This is a genomic window from Zoogloea sp. LCSB751, assembly GCF_002028455.1.
Taxonomy (GTDB): domain Bacteria; phylum Pseudomonadota; class Gammaproteobacteria; order Burkholderiales; family Rhodocyclaceae; genus Zoogloea.
The window spans coordinates 124,422-144,465 of the sequence record NZ_MWUM01000003.1 but is presented as its reverse complement, the minus strand read 5'-3'; the positions used below and the strand labels follow the sequence as shown (position 1 = coordinate 144,465).

The 20,044-nt window shown below is 61.6% G+C and carries 21 protein-coding genes; 6 read left to right on the top strand and 15 right to left on the bottom strand.

Features of this window, described 5'->3' with window-relative positions; translation table 11 throughout:
• The 15 genes from B4920_RS05215 to B4920_RS05145 all read right to left on the bottom strand — a co-directional run bounded on the left by B4920_RS05215 (window position 1) and on the right by B4920_RS05145 (window position 12,282).
• Window positions 1–342: a hypothetical protein gene (locus tag B4920_RS05215; RefSeq protein WP_079433559.1), complete on the bottom strand. Its 342-nt coding sequence runs from the start codon at window positions 340–342 to the stop codon at window positions 1–3.
• A 102-nt stretch (window positions 343–444) separates the two neighbouring features.
• Window positions 445–699, bottom strand: coding sequence for a hypothetical protein (locus tag B4920_RS05210; protein WP_079433558.1), 255 nt, complete (start codon window positions 697–699; stop codon window positions 445–447).
• A 290-nt stretch (window positions 700–989) separates the two neighbouring features.
• Window positions 990–1,376 (bottom strand): GpE family phage tail protein, encoded by a 387-nt coding sequence (locus B4920_RS30340; RefSeq protein WP_254050833.1) that lies wholly within the window; start codon window positions 1,374–1,376, stop codon window positions 990–992.
• Window positions 1,373–3,658, bottom strand: a complete 2,286-nt coding sequence (locus B4920_RS05200) for a phage tail tape measure protein (protein ID WP_079433557.1) — start codon at window positions 3,656–3,658, stop codon at window positions 1,373–1,375. Before B4920_RS05200 ends, B4920_RS30340 begins: the two co-directional genes overlap by 4 nt.
• A 66-nt stretch (window positions 3,659–3,724) precedes the next feature.
• The gene (locus B4920_RS05195; protein WP_079433556.1) at window positions 3,725–4,057 is read right to left on the bottom strand and encodes a phage tail assembly protein; all 333 of its coding nucleotides are present in this window, start codon (window positions 4,055–4,057) and stop codon (window positions 3,725–3,727) included.
• Between the two features lie 108 nt (window positions 4,058–4,165).
• Window positions 4,166–4,600 carry an ogr/Delta-like zinc finger family protein gene (locus B4920_RS30895; protein ID WP_079433555.1) on the bottom strand — a complete coding sequence of 145 codons (435 nt, stop codon included), beginning with the start codon at window positions 4,598–4,600 and terminating at the stop codon, window positions 4,166–4,168.
• Between the two features lie 11 nt (window positions 4,601–4,611).
• Entirely contained in the window at window positions 4,612–5,472 is an 861-nt protein-coding gene (locus B4920_RS05185) for a hypothetical protein (protein ID WP_079433554.1), read from the bottom strand.
• Window positions 5,473–5,490: 18 nt separating this feature from the next.
• Window positions 5,491–6,519 (bottom strand): phage major capsid protein, P2 family, encoded by a 1,029-nt coding sequence (locus B4920_RS05180; protein ID WP_216819752.1) that lies wholly within the window; start codon window positions 6,517–6,519, stop codon window positions 5,491–5,493.
• Between the two features lie 208 nt (window positions 6,520–6,727).
• Window positions 6,728–8,587, bottom strand: coding sequence for a replication endonuclease (locus tag B4920_RS05175; protein ID WP_079433553.1), 1,860 nt, complete (start codon window positions 8,585–8,587; stop codon window positions 6,728–6,730).
• A complete protein-coding gene (locus B4920_RS05170; protein WP_079433552.1) occupies window positions 8,584–8,877 on the bottom strand; it encodes a hypothetical protein in 294 nt (97 codons plus the stop codon). The genes B4920_RS05175 and B4920_RS05170 overlap by 4 nt, the downstream gene beginning before the upstream one ends.
• Window positions 8,878–8,892: 15 nt before the next feature.
• Window positions 8,893–9,090: a hypothetical protein gene (locus tag B4920_RS05165; RefSeq protein WP_079433691.1), complete on the bottom strand. Its 198-nt coding sequence runs from the start codon at window positions 9,088–9,090 to the stop codon at window positions 8,893–8,895.
• A gap of 171 nt (window positions 9,091–9,261) precedes the next feature.
• The gene (locus tag B4920_RS05160; protein ID WP_079433551.1) at window positions 9,262–10,071 is read right to left on the bottom strand and encodes a hypothetical protein; all 810 of its coding nucleotides are present in this window, start codon (window positions 10,069–10,071) and stop codon (window positions 9,262–9,264) included.
• A 112-nt stretch (window positions 10,072–10,183) separates the two neighbouring features.
• Window positions 10,184–10,471, bottom strand: coding sequence for a DNA-binding transcriptional regulator (locus B4920_RS05155; RefSeq protein ID WP_079433550.1), 288 nt, complete (start codon window positions 10,469–10,471; stop codon window positions 10,184–10,186).
• Window positions 10,468–10,809, bottom strand: coding sequence for a type II toxin-antitoxin system RelE/ParE family toxin (locus tag B4920_RS05150; RefSeq protein WP_079433690.1), 342 nt, complete (start codon window positions 10,807–10,809; stop codon window positions 10,468–10,470). The genes B4920_RS05155 and B4920_RS05150 overlap by 4 nt, the downstream gene beginning before the upstream one ends.
• 51 nt (window positions 10,810–10,860) lie before the next feature.
• Window positions 10,861–12,282 carry an integrase family protein gene (locus B4920_RS05145; protein WP_079433549.1) on the bottom strand — a complete coding sequence of 474 codons (1,422 nt, stop codon included), beginning with the start codon at window positions 12,280–12,282 and terminating at the stop codon, window positions 10,861–10,863.
• A 205-nt stretch (window positions 12,283–12,487) separates the two neighbouring features.
• On the opposite strand from B4920_RS05145, the gene rluB reads away from it, so the two are divergent.
• The 6 genes from rluB to truB all read left to right on the top strand — a co-directional run bounded on the left by rluB (window position 12,488) and on the right by truB (window position 19,976).
• Window positions 12,488–13,657: a 23S rRNA pseudouridine(2605) synthase RluB gene (gene rluB, locus B4920_RS05140; RefSeq protein ID WP_079433548.1), complete on the top strand. Its 1,170-nt coding sequence runs from the start codon at window positions 12,488–12,490 to the stop codon at window positions 13,655–13,657.
• A 130-nt stretch (window positions 13,658–13,787) separates the two neighbouring features.
• The gene (rimP, locus tag B4920_RS05135; protein ID WP_079433547.1) at window positions 13,788–14,216 is read left to right on the top strand and encodes a ribosome maturation factor RimP; all 429 of its coding nucleotides are present in this window, start codon (window positions 13,788–13,790) and stop codon (window positions 14,214–14,216) included.
• Between the two features lie 21 nt (window positions 14,217–14,237).
• Window positions 14,238–15,710, top strand: a complete 1,473-nt coding sequence (gene nusA, locus B4920_RS05130) for a transcription termination factor NusA (protein WP_079433546.1) — start codon at window positions 14,238–14,240, stop codon at window positions 15,708–15,710.
• A 19-nt stretch (window positions 15,711–15,729) separates the two neighbouring features.
• A complete protein-coding gene (infB, locus tag B4920_RS05125) occupies window positions 15,730–18,588 on the top strand; it encodes a translation initiation factor IF-2 (RefSeq protein ID WP_079433545.1) in 2,859 nt (952 codons plus the stop codon).
• A gap of 3 nt (window positions 18,589–18,591) precedes the next feature.
• Window positions 18,592–19,008, top strand: a complete 417-nt coding sequence (rbfA, locus tag B4920_RS05120) for a 30S ribosome-binding factor RbfA (RefSeq protein ID WP_079433544.1) — start codon at window positions 18,592–18,594, stop codon at window positions 19,006–19,008.
• 50 nt (window positions 19,009–19,058) lie between these two features.
• Window positions 19,059–19,976 carry a tRNA pseudouridine(55) synthase TruB gene (truB, locus tag B4920_RS05115; protein ID WP_088179383.1) on the top strand — a complete coding sequence of 306 codons (918 nt, stop codon included), beginning with the start codon at window positions 19,059–19,061 and terminating at the stop codon, window positions 19,974–19,976.
• Window positions 19,977–20,044 lie beyond the last annotated feature (68 nt).

Genomic DNA, 20,044 nt, shown 5'->3' with positions numbered 1-20,044 from the left:
TCAATCCCTCTCGATCTTGAGCTCGGAATAGAAGCGCTGATCTTCGACGGGAAAGCTCGTTTCGATATTCGTTTGGAACGATGCCCGATCATCGCGCCAAGGATGCGATTCCCGGATAGCAATCGCCTGCTGGATCACGAGGTTTCTGCCGTGGTAGGTCGTGAACCTCAGGAGTCGAATCAAGTGCTGTTCCTGCTCGTTGAGCAAAACCGAGCTCCAGTCTGTGCAACCTTCATTGCGCGAGGGCGTGCGCCGACGGCGCTGGCTGCTGGCGACCAGCTGAGCGGTTTGCGTGTTGTCCACCACAAGCCGAACTTGATGCTGCTGATCGCGCCCACTCATGCTTGCGTCCTCCCTGCAAGGGTCAGCCGGAATGCCAGTGCCGGGCCGGCAAAGTGGCGTAGCGCGCGGTAGAAGCGCAACCGGAGATGGAGGTGCGAGGTGTTACGCATAGCGTCCGCCCTCCAGGTTTGTAGCGATCGGGCCGTCGGCAGTGGCGATGAGCGCAGGCCACAGCAGGCGAGAGTTCGCCAGCTTGAGCGGGCGCACGCCGTAGAAGCTGGCGGTTGCGCACAGGCGCTGACGAACGGTGTTGGGCTTGACGTGGTTCAGCGCGGCAAATTCGGCGGTGCTGAGCGTGGCGGGGGTACTGGCCGCTGACTGCGTATGGGCGTGCGTGCCCGATGCGGAATGACGCATGGTGCTGCTCCTTGTTTTGCGGTTTAGACCCCGCTCCCCGAGACCAATCGGGGTGGCGGGCGCATGTGGAGTTGGTCTTACCGGAAACAAGGAACCGGCGAGCCTTTCGGCTCCCCCACACGGCCCGCCATTGAAAAGGCGCAGCAGTGCATACGGTGGACGTAAAAAATCCGCCAAGTAGGCGGATGCGTCCGCCTTGTTGTTTCCAGGAGACCAATCCCGGCTTCCTCTGTTTCGGAAGCGTTGCCATCATGCGTCGGATGGCATCCGGCCGTCAAGCCCCCGCAGCGTCATTCATCGGGGCAGGCGCGCACGCGGGCCCGCTCCCGCCAGGTGATCAGGTCGGGTAGTGGCAGGGCTGCAAGGGTATCGAGGGGCCAATGGAAGATGAGCGCGATGTCGGCAATCGCGTCATCCACGTACTCAGGCAGCCGGAGCGTCGCACGGGGTAGGCGGGCCTGGGCTTGTTCGAGGGCGGTAACGACTTGGGCCGCGGCTTGATAGCCAAACGTGATCAGTTGCCCGACGTCTGCCTCATCATCAAGTCCTGTGGCTTCGTCGATGTTCTGCAGCCGGCATTGGAGGCGCTGGATGGTGCTGGCCTCCATGTTCAGCAAGTCTGCGAGGTTGATCCCCAGCAGATCGGCTGTGCGGATAGCGCTGATTGGGGAGGTCATTGGGTGTCAGCGAAGATGCTGCGGCGCATGGCCTGCGCCTGGCGATCACGCTGGTCCAGGCGACGATCCACTGCGCGTGCAATCTCTTCAGGGGATTGACCTTGGGGGGCTGTGATGTTGAAGGTCGTGGGGGCGCTGTAGTTGAAGGGTTGGCTGAGAGCCGGCCGGAGCGGTTGGGACGGTGCGACAAGGTTGGCGCCCGCTCCAACCAGTGCTTTGGTTCCGACGGGGGCTGAAGCGCCGGTTTGGCTGAAATCGAAGGAGAAGGCGCGCTTGATGGCGGCAAACTTGTCCAGGATGAAGCGGATCTTCTCGGAGATGAAATTGCTGAGACGGTCCCACCATTCGCTGAGCTTTGGGCCGATCGCGTCCCAGTTCTTCCAGATGAGTGCAGCGGCACCTGCCAGGGTGGTGATCAGCAACAGCACGGGATGCCCGCGGGCAATGTTCGCAATGGCGAGCAGCGCATCCTTGACGAACGGGAGGGCCGTCTTTCCCAGGGCTGCAAGGTCGGGGAGGTATTTGCCAACGCCGAGGATCTCGAAGCCAGTTTTCAGGATTCCCAGGGGGCCGCTGATCGCCCAGGCGGCGAGGGCGAGTGTCCCCACGGCCCCCGCGAGTCCGGCAAACAGGGCGGTGCCGACCACCAGCACCTTGGAGAGTCCCGGGTACTCATCGATGAACTTGGTCAGCCCGCCAACCATGCGGCCCGCGAGGTCCATGATTTTCTGAGCTGCAGGCTCCAGCAGGGTGCCGACCTTGGTGCTGAATTCGTTGAACGTGCCTCCAAGGGTGTCCCATCGGTTCTGCAGGGTGCCAAGCGCTTCGTTGACGCGGTTGGTTAGATTCTCCTGTTTATCCATCTTCTCGATGGCGTCCTGAAACCCCTGCATGCCGCCTTTGAGGAAGATGGCGGCGGGCCGGCCGCCTTCAGTGTCGAATAGCTTCTTGAGGATGCGTTCCTGCTGCTGGGGATTGAACTGCTTGAGCTTCTCAAGCTCCTGAACCATCTTGCCGAAGCCGGCAAATTGGCCGGCGGCGTCGAAGAAATCGAACTTGATGTTCTTGGAGGCGAGTAGATCTCGGACGTACTTGCCTTCAGAGCCTCTAGCGTCGTCGAGTTTGTTGACGTTGGCCATGGCCTTGAGCATGTGGCCGAAGTTGGTGCCGAAGCTGGAGCCTTCGAGCCCGACGCCGGCGGCCATGCCTTGCAGGGCCAGGTATTCCTTCATCTTCTGAAGGTCGCCGACGAGGCCCTTGATGTTGATGTCTGTGCCCGAGTAAGACATTGCTTCGTAGATCTGATCGGGCTTGAGGCCGAAGCCGATGCGGGCGCGCTGCATGAGGTCGGCGCCAGCAGGTAGGTCGCGGTCTTGCAGTCCATGGACTTCGCGGGCCTTGGCGATGAATTCGGCGGCGCGATCCTTTTCCAACTTGAGGAGTACGGCGAGGTAACTGGTGGCTTCCAAGCCGCCGTCGACGATGCTCTTGAAGTTGACGCCCTGCTCTACCAGGGCTTTGCCGGCGAGCATGAAGTCTTGGCTGGTTCCCGGTAGGCGGGCGCCGAGTTCGCGGGCCTTGGCTGCGATCTTGTCGAACTCCTCGGGCACGCGTTTCCCGGATTCCATCATGGCGATCTTGAGATCGGTGGTGGCCGTTTGCAGGTCCGCAAAGTCTTTGACAGATTTGAGGAGAGGGAGGCCAGTGGCAGTTCCTGTTCCGACCGCCCCTGTGCCTGCGCCCAACAGCTGCCCTCGCATCTCCTGTGTTGCCTTCCAGTTCCGCTGGATGTCCCGAATTCTCGAAAGCTGGGCTCCCTGCCGTTCCAGTTGCCCGGTCGCCGAGGCGATCTGCTTCGCGAGATGAGCCTGCCGGTTTGCCAGCTCGTTGATCGGGATCTTGGCGCGCTCCATGTCGGCGGTCGCCGTGCGTTGAGCTTGGGCAGCGCGGTCATGCACGGTGGTGAGGGTGCGCAGCTCACGAGTGGCCGCCTTGTACTCGTCGGTCAGGGCCTTTGATGGGCGCTCCGCCGCGGCGATGGCGCTGCCCAGGTCCCGCACGCGGTCCCGTGCCGCCTGCAGGGCCTGGGCGGTTTCGGTAACGCGGGCAGTGGTGGTGCGGAAGGATTCGAGCTGCTTGTTCTGCGCGTTGAGGTCGCGCAGGCGGTCGCGGGTTTCCTTGGCCGCCTTGCCCAGTGCGCTGGTGCCCTTGAGGATGCCCTGCAGCGGCTTGGTGGCGTTGTCGAGTGATTCGAGGATGACTTTGAGGCGCAGGGTATCCATGCAGATCTCGCTTCAGATGAAGGGCAGCGCATTGGGAGCTCACGGGCTCCCGTTTGCCGAGGTGGATCAGTTCAGTCCCAGGTGTTCAACTTCCATCTGCACGTTGTCGGGCAGAAGGGTTGCCACCAGGCGAATGCAGAACTTGGCGAGGTCCGAGGCTTCGAGTTGATTGACCTCGTATGCCGTCAGAGTGGGGGTGCTCACGCGGGGAATGGTGGTCAGTACGGCATCCACCTTCATGTCAAAGAGATCGGAGAGCGAGATTCCCCGCAGCTCGCCTGCCTTCGGCTTGCGCAGCTGCACGGTGCGAATCTCCGTTTCACCCCGCGTGATGGGGTGATCCAGTTCAACAGTGGTCAGAGAGCCAGCATTGGCGGTGGTGGTGGAGGTCGTAGTCATTTCAGTTCGTTCCTTGGTTGAAGGTCGGGTGTAGCAGTTTCGGCCTCGGGCCTTGAGGGCCGGTTGTGGAGGTCTGGTGATGGTCGATCGGAGGGCCTCGCAAGGCCATCAGACCCCTCGGCGCGCAGTCGGGACCCCGCCACGCCCGCCCGCTTCATCGAGTGCTTTCTGTGCGCCCGTGCGGAGCCGTGGAGGCCATAACGGCACTGGCGGCGGGGCGATCGTGGTTTGTGCGCTTTCCTGTGCAGATCTGTGCACACTATCTGTGCACCCGTGTTCGGGAGGGGTAGGAATGTGCCGTCGGTAGCGGGCGAGGAAACGTTCATTGGCCCTCGGCAGGGCCTTATAGGACTCGTTGTGCTCGTTTTCCGGTAGCAGGCTCTCACCAACGATGCGCACTGCTTCGATCAGAGCCACAAAGACGCACCGGCATTTGGGATTGGTGCATACGATGTAGAGTTCGGACACGTCCTTGCTGAGCGGGCGGCTGGTGCGGACGTAGGGGTTCCGGCCTTCGCAGGCAGGGCAGACGGTGGCGACCATGGCGGCTATCCTTAAAGATCTTGGGCTTGGCGATTGGCCTGAGCGGCAGCGAAACGCTGCTTCATGGTCTCGTCGGCGGTTGCTCGGCTGCGGATGGCGTTCACTGGGAGTGCGCGCCAGTCTTTCAGGCCATCGATGATGCGCTGCATGTCCTGGTCGGCATGGATCAACACAGTCTCGGGCTGGATCTGCAGGCCTTCGGTCCAGTTGCCGTTGATCATGGCGGCCGTGTATTGGATGTACTTGAGTGCTTTGACCATGGAGGGATTGCGGGTGTCGCCGCCATTGCGGCGGCGGTGCTCGGGGTCCTGATAGTCGAAGAAGGTGCCGGCCATGGCTGCCTGGACGAGCATGTGCTCCAAGCACTCGCGGGTCATCGCTACCAGTTCCTGGTAGCGGATCTCGAGGTCTTCGAAGTTCTCCGTAAAGTACTGCTGCGCGAGTCGACGGGCGCGGCGGAGGCACTCGGTACGTTCGAACTCCACCGAGGAAAGCTCGGCTTGAAGTTCGGTCAGGGCTGCCTTCAGTTCCGCAGGGCTGGCGGGGAAGTCATCATCGAGTTCGTGCAACTCGGTGATGCGGCCTTCGAAGTGGATCCTGTCTTCCGGGTTCGGCTTTTTACCGGTCAGTAGGGCGCCCTTGATCTTCTCGGTTTGCTTGGTGAGAAGCCGGGCGGCTTCGGCGGACTTCCGTTCCGCTTTCGCCAGGTGTGCTGTTCCCGCGGAAATGGCTTTGTTCAGCCTACTGCATTGCTTGTCTAGTTCCTCGATGCGCTGGCGGTTCTTCAGCAGAGACGAGAAGTCCGGCCCCCGGTCGGTTTTCATCGCGGCCTCCATGGTCACATTTAGGCTGTTGACGGTGTAGTTGTGCATGTGGATCTCCAAGAGGGGTTAGCTGATGAACTCGATGTTCTCGATGAGGACGCACTGATCGGGCTGTTCGATTACGTAGTCTTCATTGATGGACTGGTAATCCTCGATCCGATTACGGGCGGGGTTGTCGACTACGCGACGCCGTCGAGTGCCGCGTTGCCAATAAATCGAAAGGTTGGACAGCGGGGTGATCATCAGCGATCGTTCGGGGAAGAACGGAACTTCAACCACGGGGATCGTTCCGGCCAGCTTCTTCGAATACCGGATCACGTCGGCTGCCATCATTTCAGAAGGGGGCTGAGTGGCATTAATTAGGGGAAAGAGGCGGTCGGCGCCCAGTGCGCGGCCCATGATGGCTACGTAGCCAAAGCTCATGTCCTGATACCAGGACGGAATCAGGTTGTTGAAGACGTCGCGTGCGAGGGAGTCGATGGTGCTGTAGTCGCCGGTCATGCCAACCAGAACCTTGCCGGAGCCGTGGAGGCATTCGGAGAGGACATTGCCGGGTCGCGCAATGCGCAATTTCTGGATCCAACCGATGTTGACGTCCTGCAGAAGGGGGTTCGCGATGCGGTTGGTGGTGGACGCGGCAGAGGTACCGTTCCAGCCGATCATTAGCCGATCACGCGCCATTTGCTGAAGGATGGCGTTGCGAATGCGGCTCTGAAAGTCGGGAAACTTGGCCCACTGATCTAGGTTTGAGTATTCGATATACGTATCGAAGTCGGTTTGTCGGCATAGGTAACCCGTTCCGTCCAAAGTGGTTGGATCCGCGGGCATGCGTACGGCGTTTGTGGGCGTCCGCCCAGCAATTGTGCTGGAGACGTTCAGTCCCAGCAGGTCTCCAGCCGCTTCATCAACGGCCTGGATGTTGATCAGGCTCAGAAACTCGGAGGTTTCCTGCATCTTCGTCTCAAGGGCCTGTGCAACCGAAGGGGCCACAGTGAAGTTGCGTTCTGCACTGTCGGCGCCGTTCATCCTGGCCAGGGCTTGGCGGTAGGTGTCCAGTTGTTTGGCTGTGCCGGGCTGCATGGCGTAGTGGTTCATGGTTTTCCTGTGTAAGTGTTCAGAGGCAGTCGGGTACTTCGGTGATGGATTGCCCATTGGCGAGAGCGGTGAGGAAGGCGTGATCGCCAGCCCTTTCGAGTTGTGCGTGAAGGGCAGCTCTGCGCATTTCTGCGACGAATAGCTCTATACGCAGAGCCATGATTTCGTTGTTGGTAAGAGGGGGCTGGTTAGACATTGGCTGGATTCCTCAAGGTAATTGCGGCGTGAGTCGGGAGGCGGGGCTACAAGTAATGGGGGGCCATTCCGAAGCTTTGTCGGATGAAGCGTGGGAACTGCAGCATTGGCCAGCAGAGGACTGGTGCCCAGCTGAGGACTGGTGCGTACAGTTATTGACACGAGTCCAAGGCGCGGCGGCCCGGGCGGGCCTTGCTTTGTCCGGGCTCGAAGCGCGGCGAATCTCCCACTTGAAGCGGCGACTCTCGAAGGCGCGGTCCTTGTGGGTATCGAGCACGCCATACACGCCCGCTGGGCGGGTTTCACCGTAGCGGGTGAGGGGAGCGGGCTCCGGCGCCTTCGTAATCGGGCACCACTGTTCGCCGGGGCGGGTCTTCGCCAGGGAAACGGCAAGATCCTTGCGGGCCACTGCCGGCCCGCCTTGGCATTTCACGTAGCTCGCCCAGTCGCCCGCGTCGGCGGCCTGGCGGGCGGTCTCGATCAGGGGCGTATGCTCGGGCGCGGCCTCCATGCGGCGCAGCTCGCGCCACACGCCGACCGGCGCGCCGCCAACCTGCTGAAACTGCCGGATACCCCACGTGGACGCCCACGCATTCACCCGCGCCGCGCCCTCAATGGCGTCGTCGCCGAACAGATCCTGCTGCACCTTGTAGCCGTCAATGTTCTTGGCGATGTACTTCAGGATGTAGCCCGTTGCCGAATGGGCCGAGTCCATCTTGATCGGCACGAACTTCACCCGATTCTTCAGGGCCCCGGGTTCGTCCGGGCTGTGTTGGGTCAGAAAGTAGCGGGTGACGGCTTCGCGCACCGGCCTGATGGCGGCGGCCGGCATGAACAGCAGCAGATGCCAGTGAGGGGCGCCGTCCTGGTGGGGCTCGGCGATCCGGAAGCCATAGAGACGGATGCCGCGGCGCTGCAGGTAAGCGCGAGTCTTCGCCCAGGCCTTGCACAGATGCTGCTGTGCTTCCCGCGGCGTGGTGCCATCGAAAGAAGGGTTGTCCCGCACCCGCACCGGCAGCCCCTTGCGGTACACCGCGCGCTTGGCGTGCATGGCAGAGGGGCAGGTAACGGTGATGAAGAAGGCTGCATGCTCCAAGCCTCGGGCGATCTCCTCGAAGCCCCGGGCGCGGGCCAACAGCTCCCCGCGGCGGATGGCGGGGTTGGCAGTGCTCTTCTCGGCCAGCTCGGCAAGGGTGGCTGCGTAGTCGTGTTGGTTGACCGCTTCCAGCCCCTCCAGGTAAGCAGCGTTGCGCCGCTTCTGCCGCTCCCACCGCCTCACGTTGGCGTTGGTCACATACTTCTGCTTCTTGGCATGCACGATGCCGAATAGCTCGATCGCGCAGGCTTCCTTAGTGCGCTGGTGCAGCCGGCCCACCTGGCGGCGCCACCACTTGCGGCAAACCATGCGAGCGACGGCACCCTTAACCTCTTCCTCGGTGCCGTCCTTCACGGCGGGTGGCTCAATGAAGTTGTCGACGCAGAAAGCGCAAAGCACCCGATAGGTGCCGATCAGGGAAAAGTCATTGGAGGCGCTCGCGGCCCTCTTGGGGCTCTGGCGCTCAAACGCTTGGCGGGCGAGGCGGTCGGCCTTGGCCTGGACGTCGTCATCGGTGGCGGACAGGGGCACCGGCAAGGGGAGTGCTCGCAGGCGCTCGCCGATCTCCCGAAGCCAGGTGTTGGCCGCGGCCTCACCCTTGGAGGTGCGCCGCAGCTCATACCCGGCGGTCACTTCCGGGCGCCATTCGGACGGGATGGGCGCCAGGCAGTAGGCGATGAACTCCTCATCTGCACGGCGCGTGCCGGCACTGCCTGCTGCAGGCCGCCATGGGGGCAGGCGGCGGAGGCGCGAAGGCTGGGCACGGAGGCGCATCATCGCCCGGCCTCGTCGGCTTCCGGCTCGGCAACGAATGCGCCCAGCCAGTCGTGCATCTTGCGGGCCCGTGCCGCGATCACAGGGCGGACCGCCGGGGCGATCTTCAGCCACGGCAGCGCGGCCACGTCCTCGGGGTGGGGCACCTGGGCAATCATCGCGAGTAGGCGCCGGTCCTGGGGCGTTCCCTTATCCCATGCCCGGCCGAATGCAGAGGCCGGCACGTCAGCCAGCCCGGCAGCCTTCCGGGCCAGCGGAAGCCAGCGGGCGGCGATGGCGCGGAAGGTGGGCACGGCCCGGAGCCTTGATCAGGCGTCGAGGGTGACGCGGATCGCGGGCCAGAGAAGCTTGCCAGAGGGAAGCTTCTGCGGGCGAACCCCGTAGTAGGAGCCTTTCTGGCTGTGATGCTTGTGGATGGTCTGGCGCTTGGCGCTCTGGAGCGCGGCAAACTCGGCCGTACTCAGTTTGAATTCGCTGCAGTCGTTGGCTTGGATATCTCTCGTCATCGTTCCCACCATCGTTGGATTGGTTTTGACGAGAGAAACCTTAAGCGAGACATGGACATGTCTCGCAACATGTCTATTTAAGTGATTGTTTAGTTAAAGAAATGTGCAGAACTAGACACGTGTCTAGTTTGGTAGACATGCCTTGCAGTCAGCATGTCTACTTCCTGGAACCTAGATTGTGGTTTTGCCTGCCTGCCGTCTTTCGTGGTCCGCCAGGATTCTTTTGATATTGCTCTCTGAGCACGGTTTTCCATTCCTCACCGCCTCCTCTTGCGCGAGTGCACGCGTGACTCCTTTTTTCCTAGTGCCTCCGAGTTCTTGAGATCTGCGATAAATCCGCTCGCCTCGTTCCTCTGGTGATTCCTCCGCCTGCCGCGCGTGTGCAGCGCCGCTTTCTTCGCCGACGGGCTCTTCCGGTTCTGCTTTGGTCGGAGCCTGCTGCGTCAACGAGAGGCCTTCGGCAGCCAAGTTCAGCAGAGGGAAAGCATCCGTCGCGATTCCCATCTTCTCGAGCCATGCCTTAACTTCATCGGTGCGCACCATCAACCGGTCGTGAGGCATCATTGCCGGCAGTGACGTGATGTCGTCGTTCTCCAGGCACCACGAACGATCATTTACGGGAATCCCACTCCCCTGTTCGCGGGCAACAAGGCTTCCGTCCAAAAGGGCCGCCTTTATTGCCCGGATGAAGGCCCTTCCGGACTCGCAAGCGGAGAGGTCCTTGCGCGATTCCAAGGGCTCTGCCTTGCGAGCAGCAAACGCTGCATTCCAGGCCAACTCCGCGATGGGAACAAGTCGGAAGTGCCCCGATTTGAGTTGCTTGATACGGGCTTCAAATTCGATCTTGCCGTCCTCAATTTCTTGGATTCCCTCTGCCCGGATCTGGTTGATCTTGGCCTGCGCCTCAGGAGGCAGCCCCACGTATATCTTTGAAAATATCTTATCGATTTCCGCTTGTTTCTCGGGAGAGAGTTTCACCATGGGGCGCCCCTTCGTGGCGTTCCTTCATTGGTATGCCGCGCCAGGTCGGTGAAGGTGTCCGGCTTTTCGCCCGGCCAAAGGCTAGGCGCGGCATGATCGGAAAACGTTGTGCTCAGACGGTCAGCGCGTCGATTACAGCCTTGGGGTTCCGTTCGATGACGTTCAGCAGGACGAGTGCGGGGCCGTGAGGAGAACGGTCGCCACGTTCCCAGTGGCGGAGGGTGGCCTTGGAGAAGCCAAAGCGGGCGGCAAACTGTTCCTGAGTCATTCCCACCTTGGCACGCAGAGCCTTCACATCCACCGGCCGGGGGCGATGGATGATGGTGTCCGTGGTAAGGCCTTCCGCGTGGTCGATAGCCTCCAGCAGGCCGCGCTTGATGCTTTCAAATGCAGTGCTCATTTCCGTTTCTTCCTCCATGCAGCAACCAGCAAGGTGACCAGTTCTGCCAATTCGTTGCGCTGAGCCTTTGTCAGATTGGCGCGGTCGCCCTTGGCAAATAGCGTCAGCAAGTAGAGCGGCATACCTTCATCGTGGAAGTAGTAGATGACACGTACGCCGCCGCTCTTACCTTGGCCCCCACGCCCCCAACGTAGCTTCCGGATACCACCGGTGCCCTCCATCAAATCGCCGTCCCGAGGGTGTTCAGCCAGGTAGCTGATCAGGTCTCGCCGTTCTGCTTCGCCGAGGAGCTTTTCTGCTTGCCTGGCAAAGCTGCCCAGTTCGGCAACGGTGATCATGTTTAAATTGTAATCCATTGGGACGGTTAAGTTCAGGTTGCAAGTTCAACTTTACTTTGCGACGAGACGCGGGCCGGCGGCTGCTTCTGCGGGGTGTTCCATGCCTGCTTGCTCGAGCAACCAGGCTTCAATCTTGGTGTGCCACATGCGTAGCAGGTCGAGCGGTCGGACCCGGTAATGTTTCTCCGCGGTGGCGCTGGGCTTGTGGCCCATGATCTGTGCCACAACGCCGGCGGGCGTTTCTGTCCATTCGGCCAGGGAGCCAAAGCTGCGGCGCAGGCCGTGCAGGGTGATGGGCTCTATCCCGGCGCGGCGGCAAGCCTGTTTGTGCTGGTTGCTCGGGTCCTGCAGCCAGCCGGTTGCAGATTGCGAGCTGCTGAACACCCACGGGGAGGGCTGCCACGGATCCGCGGCGGTGGCTTCTTCCTGTTGGCCCTTTTTTTTCAGCCTAGTGGGCTGCCGTGGCGGTGTCTCGTTCCTCGCCTTCAGGTCGCGCAGCAGCGCGGCGAAGTAGGGCGTCAGGGGTATTGTCCGGTCCCCTTCAACCTTATCGCGAAGGGTCAGGCTGTTCCACTGGAAGTCCACGTCTTCCCACTTCAGGATGCACAGCTCACCAGGGCGGGCGCCGGTCAGTAGGATGCCCTGTAGGTAGGCGGCCACCACGGGGCTGTGCAGGCACTGCACCTCCCGAAACCATGCCTCGAGCTGCTCCCGCAGCAGCGCATCCTTCCGGGCCTTCTTCTTCGGCAGCTCCTGCTGCACGGCCTTGGTGGTGCAGGCGGTTGGGTCGGCCTGGTCGCGGTACTCGGCAGTCTCGGCGCACCAGTTGAGAAACGCGCGCAGGATGCTGTAGGCCAGCCGGGCGCGGGTGGGGCGCACGGCGGCTTCTGCCTTCAGCCAGGCTTCGATGGTGGGCGCTCGGAGCTGGCTTAGCGGCTGCTCCAGCAAGGCACGCAGAATGCCGGGCTGTGTGAGGCCCTTCCGGCCCCGGGGGCGGGGCTCGCCACCAGGCTTGGCGGCATCCTCGTGGCAGGCAATGTGTGCTTCTCCCCAATGGTGGCGGCGTGCACGGATATAATGCGCCCACGCTTCGAGGGCAGGTGCCTGTATCAGACGGCCCCTTTCGAGCTGTGCGACGGCCTCGGCGGTCTGTTTTCGCTTCTCCTGGCGGGGGTCTCTCCCTTGATCCACAATCACCTGAAGTTGCCGTGCGGCTTCCCGCGCTTGGTCAAGGTCCAGCGTGTGCCAGTCGCCGATGGTGATCCGCACCGTGCGCCCGTCCTTCAGCTTGGACTGGAAGATGTAGGACTTGGAACCCGCCGTTGCGCGGACGCCCAGCCCCGGTGCGATCAGGTCGCGGAGAAAGGCTTGGGACTTGTCCGGCGGGCACGTGAAGCGGCGAATTCTGTCGGTCGTTAGCTTGATGCGCGTAGGGATCGGCTCCGCCGGTTGTTTCGAGGTTTCTGGGACCATGATGGTTTGCCCGCTTGATGTACGTGTACGCTTTGTGTACGCGAAGTCTATCAAGCTATGTCAAACCCGATCAACGAGCCCGGAATGTTTTTGTTACACCTAAGGCATTGATTTACCGTGATACATGAAAGTTGCGGTTTATCCGTCAAACTAGATCAATATTGATCAATGACGCTGAAAGCCTACAAAAAAAGGATCATGGATCTTGTCGACCTCCCAAAAACCGAAGAACCGGCCGTTTAGGCCCAAGACCGGCAAGCCGGCATCCGCGGGCGGTCGCCCGGCAGGGGCGTCGGACGGCGCTACCGCAGGTGGGCGCAGAGGGCGTGGACAATCTGGCGGCGAAGCTGCGCGTCGAGGGCGGGCCGAGTCCGATCGGGATGGTGAACGCCAGCCCAAAAGCAATGCTTCGGCCATCGGTCTGAGCGATCTCGGCGGTGGTCGCGCTGGCTGGCGAGGCCGCGGTAAGGTTGTGGGTGGTTCCGATTCGCCGTATCCGCTGGCCAGCACGGAATTGCTGCCTCCCCAGGAGGGAGAGCGTCGGCACAAGCCGCAAGACGCTGCATACACAGAGCCCCAGCGCCTGCACAAGGTGCTGGCTGCGGCAGGTATCGGGTCGCGTCGTGAAATCGAGGAGTGGATCGTTGCCGGTCGCATCTCCGTGAACGGCGAGCCCGCCGATGTGGGGCAAAAGGTCGGGCCCGGAGATCGGGTTCGGGTCAATGGCAAGCTGATGCCCTTGCGCTTTGCACCGCGGATTCCGCGTGTAGTGCTGTATCACAAGCCGGAAGGGGAGATCGTGTCCCGGGACGATCCCGAGGGTCGTCCGACGGTGTTCGACCGCCTGCCAGTCTTGCGCAAGGGGCGCTGGATTGCAGTGGGCCGGCTGGATTTCAATACGTCGGGTTTGTTGTTGTTCGTTAACGATGGGGATCTCGCCAACAAGCTGATGCATCCCCGCTACGAACTGGACCGGGAGTACGCGGTGCGTATTTTGGGCGAACTCGATGAGGCGCAGCGGAGCGTGCTCCTGCAGGGCATCGAGCTGGAGGATGGCCCCGCCAAGTTCAATACACTGCTGGATGCCGGCGGCGAGGGGGCCAACCACTGGTATCGGGTGGCGCTGTCGGAAGGCCGCAACCGGGAGGTGCGCCGGATGTTCGAAGCCCTCGGGCTGACGGTCAGCCGCCTGATGCGTGTTCGCTACGGTCCGGTGGTGTTGCCGTCGCGGCTGAAGCGCGGCATGTGGGAGGATATGGCTGTCGAAGAAGTGTGTGCACTGGCGGGGCTGCCAAAGCCCGACAATGCCGGTGGCAGCAAGGGGCGCAAGCCGAATCGGCAGCCTCGTCGGCAGCCGGTATCTTCCCGCGGATAGAGGGTTGAAATTGCGCCCGCTTCGGCGGGCTGCTATACTCTTCGTGTTTTATCGGTTCGAAAGAACCGACATCCGGTCGAATTTAAACAGGGATGGGCGTTTCGCCCATTTTTCATTTGTGGGCTAGGAAATGGAGTTGCTGAAACTGATCGAACAGACCGCGGAAGGCCTTGGCTATGAGCTGGTCGATTTCGAGACCTCGCCCCGTGGGCGCCTGATGCGGGTGTTCATTGATTCGCCGAACGGTATCACGGTGGACGATTGCGCCGCCGTAAGCAATCAGCTGACCCGGATCTTCGAAGTCGAGAACGTCGATTACGACCGGCTCGAAGTGTCCTCGCCCGGGTTGGATCGCGCTCTCAAGAAGCCCGCAGATTTTGAACGTTTCGCTGGTCAGGACGTGCAGGTGCGGCTTTGCATGCCGATCGCCAATCAGCGCAATTTTGCCGGCGTGTTGCAGGGTCTGAAGGATGGCGTCGTCGTCCTGGAGACGGAAAAGGGGTTGATGGAGATCCCGTTTGAAGAAATTGAAAAGGCCCGCCTGGTACCCAGGTTTTGAGGGATTTGGAGGTTTGCAGGTATGAGCCGCGAAATTTTGCTGTTGGTTGATGCGCTGGCCCGTGAGAAGAACGTTTCTAAGGAAATCGTTTTTTCCGCGCTGGAGTCTGCGCTCGCTCAGGCGACCAAGAAGCGTATTCACGACGAAGCCGACGTGCGTGTGTCCATCGACCGGGAGACCGGCGATTACGAGTCTTTCCGTCGCTGGCAGGTGCTGCCCGACGAGGAAGTGGACAATGATGAAGCCCAGATGGGGCTGATCGACGCCCGTGACGAATACCCGGACATCCAGGTTGGCGATTATGTGGAAGAGGCGCTTGAGCCCATCGATTTCGGTCGTATCGGTGCGCAGGCTGCCAAGCAGGTCATTTTGCAGAAGGTGCGTGACGCCGAGCGTGAGCAGATTCTGAGCGACTTCCTGGATCGCAAGGAATTCATCATCTCCGGCGCCATCAAGCGCATGGAGCGCGGCAACGCGATCATCGAAGTGGGTCGTCTGGAGGCTGTGCTTCCCCGCGATCAAATGATTCCGAAGGAAAACCTGCGCGTCGGTGACCGGGTCAAGGCCTTTCTGTTACGCATCGACCGTGGCGCCCGTGGCCCACAGTTGATTCTTTCGCGCACTGCCCCCGAATTCGTGATCAGGCTGTTCGAGCTCGAAGTGCCGGAGATCGACGATGGTTTGCTCGAGATCAAGGCGTGTGCCCGTGATCCCGGTCTGCGCGCCAAGATCGGCGTAAAGTCCAACGATCCTCGTATCGATCCGATCGGTACCTGTGTGGGCCTGCGCGGTTCGCGGGTCACCGCGGTCCGTAACGAGATCGGTGGCGAGAACATCGACATCGTGCTTTGGTCGCCTGAGCCGGCCCAGTTCGTGATTGGTGCCCTGCAGCCCGCAGAAGTGTCTTCCATCGTCGTGGACGAGGAAGCGCATGCGATGGATGTGGTCGTCGATGAGAACAATCTGGCGATCGCCATCGGGCGCAATGGCCAGAACGTGAAACTGGCTTCCGAGCTGACCGGCTGGACCATCAACCTGATGACCGAAGCCGAATCCGAACGGAAGTCCGAGGCTGAGCACAGCACGGTTCGCCAGTTGTTCATTTCCAAGCTGGATGTGGACGAGGAAGTGGCCGATATCCTGATCGACGAGGGTTTCTCGTCCCTCGAGGAGATCGCCTACGTGCCGCTGGCAGAAATGCTGGAAATCGAGTCGTTCGATGAAGACACGGTCAATGAGCTGCGCAACCGCGCCCGTAATGTGCTCCTGACCGAAGCTATCGTGACTGAAGAGCAGTTGGAGTCCGTCGCTGAGGACATGCTGGGGTTGGAGGGGATGGACAAGCCCCTGGCAGCCAAGCTGGCCCAGGGCGGTGTGCATACCCGTGATGAGTTGGCCGATCTGGCAGTGGATGAACTGATGGAAATGTCGGGGCTGGACGAAGAGCGGGCGAAGAATCTGATTACCAAGGCGCGCGCGCACTGGTTCGAGTAATACCCGGAGGTTCATCAAGATGGGACAGACAACCGTTACACAATTTGCCGGCGAACTCAAGATGCCGGCCTCCGTGTTGCTCGAGCAGTTGCAGAAGGCTGGCGTAGACAAGGCGAAGGAAACCGATCTGCTCTCCGAGCAGGACAAGAATCGTCTTCTCGACTTTCTCCGTCGTGCCCACGGCGACTCCGCGTCCAAGGCGAAGATCACCCTGACTCGGAAGCAGACCAGCGAGATCAAGGCGACCGATTCAACGGGGCGCGCTCGTACCGTGCAGGTCGAAGTGCGCAAGAAGCGCGTTTTCGTGAAGCGCGACGAGACACTGGTGCCCGAGACTGCGACGTCAGCCGCTACGGTTGACGCAGCCGATACCGAGGAGAGTGTTGTCGTCCCTGATGTCGAACTGCTTGCCGAACAGGCGCCGGTGGTGGAGTTGGAGCCTGTCGTTGCTCCAGAGCCTGAGCCCGTGCCGGAGCCTGTCGCAGAAGTCATTCCCGAGCCCGAGCCCGAGCCGGCTCCTGCCCCTGCCCCGGAACCCGTGGTCGAGACGGTAGAGCCTGCAGCGGTCGTCGAGACCGCGGCTGCTGAGTCGACGCCCGAGCCGGTAGCGCCCGAGCCTGCCGTTGCGGTACCTGCGAAGGAAGTTGCACAGCCGCGTCCAGTGCGTCGCGTCGTTGTCGGTTCGATCCTGTCGGCTGAAGAGAAGGCCTCCCGTGAGCGTGAAGCGCAGCGGAGTGCCGAACTGGCCGCCCGTCAGGCTGCTGATTTGAAGGAAAAGCAGGAGCGCGAAGCGCGGGCACGTGCCGCGATGCTGCAGCGCGCCGAAGAAGAGAAGCAACGCCAGGCGGCTGCCGAAAAGGCCAAGGCCGACGGCGAGGCTGCGTCCAAATCGGGCACGCTGCACAAGCCGGCCAAGACGGAAGACAAGGGCGTTCGCAAGGATGGCAAGAAGGTGGTTGCCAAGGACGCTACTGCTGACTCCAAGCGGCGTGGCGCTGGCATCAAGACCCGTGGTGATACCACTGGTGGTGCCGGCGGTTGGCGTGGTGGTGGTCGCGGTGGCGGCCGCAATGGTGGGCGTCAACAGGATACCCAGAGCTTTGTCGCACCGACGGAGCCCATTGTGCGTGAAGTTCACGTGCCGGAAACCATTTCCGTGGCCGATCTGGCCCACAAGATGGCGGTGAAGGCGACCGAGGTCATCAAGGCCCTGATGAAGATGGGGACCATGGTCACCATCAACCAGGTGCTCGACCAGGATACGGCGATGATCATCGTCGAGGAAATGGGCCACAAGGCGCTGGCTGCCAAGCTGGATGATCCCGATGCCTTCCTCGAGGACAGTGCGGAGCACAAGGACGTTGCGCTGGAGCCGCGTGCTCCGGTGGTGACCGTCATGGGCCACGTCGACCACGGCAAGACCTCGCTGCTCGACCACATCCGCCGCGCCAAGGTGGCCGCGGGCGAAGCGGGTGGCATTACCCAACACATCGGTGCCTACCACGTGGAAACCGAGCGCGGGATGGTTACCTTCCTGGATACCCCGGGTCACGAGGCCTTTACGGCAATGCGTGCCCGTGGTGCGAAGGCGACCGACTTGGTGGTGCTGGTTGTTGCTGCCGACGACGGCGTGATGCCGCAGACGAAGGAAGCCATCCACCACGCCAAGGCTGCCGAAGTGCCGCTGATCGTGGCGGTCAACAAGATCGACAAGCCGGGCGCCAATCCCGAGCGCGTGCGTCAGGAGCTGATCGCCGAAGGCGTGGTGCCGGAAGCCTATGGTGGCGACACCATGTTCGTCGAAGTCTCGGCCAAGACCGGTCAGGGCATCGACGACCTTCTCGAGGCCATCCTGCTGCAGGCCGAAGTGCTTGAGCTCAAGGCCCCGCAGGAGTCGATGGCCAAGGGTCTCATCATCGAAGCCCGCCTCGACAAGGGACGCGGCCCGGTGGCTACGCTGCTGGTCCAGTCCGGCACCCTGCGTCGTGGTGATGTGCTGTTGGCTGGCGCAACCTTTGGTCGCGTCCGTGCCATGCTCGACGAGAACGGCAAGCCCATCGAGGAAGCTGGCCCGTCCATTCCGGTCGAGATCCTCGGTTTGTCCGAGGTCCCGGGTGCCGGTGACGAAGTGGTGGCTCTTGCTGATGAGCGCAAGGCGCGCGAAATCGCCTTGTTCCGTCAAGGCAAGTTCCGCGATGTGAAGCTGGCCAAGCAGCAGGCAGCCAAGCTGGAAAGCATGTTCGAGCAGATGGGCGAAGGCGAGGTGAAGACCCTGCCGTTGATCATCAAGGCCGACGTGCAGGGTTCCCAGGAAGCGCTGGCCCACTCGCTGGTCAAGTTGTCCACCGACGAAGTTCGCGTGCAGGTCATCCACGGTGGTGTCGGCGCGATCAGCGAATCCGACGTCAATCTGGCCCAGGCTTCCGGTGCGGTCATCATCGGTTTCAACATCCGTGCCGATGCCAATGCCCGCAAGCTGGCCGAGACCTTCGGTGTGGATCTGCGCTACTACAACATCATTTACGACGCCGTCGATGAGGTGAAGAGCGCGCTGTCCGGCATGCTGGCCCCCGAAAAGCGTGAGCAGGTCCTGGGTATGGTCGAAGTCCGTCAGGTCTTCACGATCTCCAAGATCGGTACCATTGCGGGTTGTTACGTGCTGGAAGGCCTGGTCAAGCGCAACTCGCTGGTCCGTGTGCTGCGTAACCACGTGGTCATCCACAGCGGCGAACTCGAATCGCTCAAGCGCTTCAAGGACGACGTCAAGGAAGTCAAGTTCGGCTACGAGTGCGGCCTGCAGGTTCGGAATTTCAATGATCTTCAGGAAGGCGACCAGCTCGAGATCTTCGAGATCCAGGAAATCGCCCGGACGCTGTAAGCCATGCCGAAGGAGTTTTCCCGTGGTCAGCGCGTGGCGGAGCAGATCCGCCGCGAACTGGCCGAGCTGATCCGCCTGGAAGTGAAGGATCCCCGCGTCGGTTTCATTACGCTGACCGATGTGGAGATCACCCCTGACTATGCCCATGCCAAGGTGTTCTTCACCTCGATGAAGGGGCAGGAAGGGCTCGAAGAAATCCTGAAGGGGCTGCGTCGTGCCAGCAGCTTCCTGCGTCGCGAGCTGGGGCGTCGGGTGCGTATCCATACGCTGCCCGAACTGCATTTTCATTACGATCCCTCCGTCGAAACCGGCAACCGGATTTCTGCGCTGATCGACAAGGCTGTCGAAGCAGATCGTCATTTCGCTGCCGATGCCGGTGAAGAGCCGGAAGACGGTGGCAAGCCGGATCCGGCTGCGTGATACCGCCGGCAGTGCATTCCCGCATTGCCGACTTTTCTGGAATTTGTTGTTTGGCTAAAGCTCCCCAGCGTCGCATTCAACGGCGTATCGTCGACGGTGTGTTGTTTCTCGACAAGCCGGTCGGCTTGACGTCCAATCACGCCCTGCAGCAGGCACGGCGTCTGCTGAACGCAGCCAAGGCCGGTCATACGGGGACTCTGGACCCTATGGCTAGCGGCTTGCTGCCGCTGACCTTCGGTGAGGCGACGAAGTTTTCCCAGACACTGCTCGATGCCGACAAGGGCTACGATGCGACGATCCTGCTTGGCGTCACCACTACGACCGCCGATGCGGAAGGAGAGGTGCTGGCCCGGGCGCAGGTCAATGCGTCCGATGCGGATGTCGAGTCGGCCATGGATCGCCTGCGGGGTGAGATCGAGCAGGTTCCGCCCATGTATTCGGCGCTCAAGCATCATGGCAAGGCCTTGTACGAGTATGCGCGGGCGGGCATCGAGATTCCCCGCGAACCCCGCAGAGTGACGATCCATCGTTTCGAGTGTCTGGGGCGCGAGGGTGACAGCCTGCATGTCCGTGTGGCATGCAGCAAGGGAACCTATGTGCGTACCCTGGCTTCCGATCTGGGGGCGCTGCTGGGCTGTGGTGCGCACCTGACGGCGTTGCGCCGTACGCATATCGGGCCTTTTGTTCTGGATGTAACGACGGCGCTGGCAGATTTCGAGGCGCTGTCGCAAGAGGGGCGGGACGCCCGCCTGGCGCCGGTGGATGCCCTGTTGTCGCATCTGGCCGTCCAGGCCCTGGATGAGGCTCGCATGCGGAGCTTCACCCACGGTCAGCCGGTCGTGGTGGAGGCGGGCGTCGCAGGCGTGTTGTTGCGTGTTTATCATGACGAGCGTTTTCTCGGTGTGGGGACGCTTGCCGAGGGCGGTGTGTTGGTGCCAACCCGTCTGATGTCAACAGGCACCCAATGAAATTTCTTGAGCAATCGTGCCGGCGTTCGATATAATCGCGCGCTTCGCAAGGCTAAAACTAACCGAGT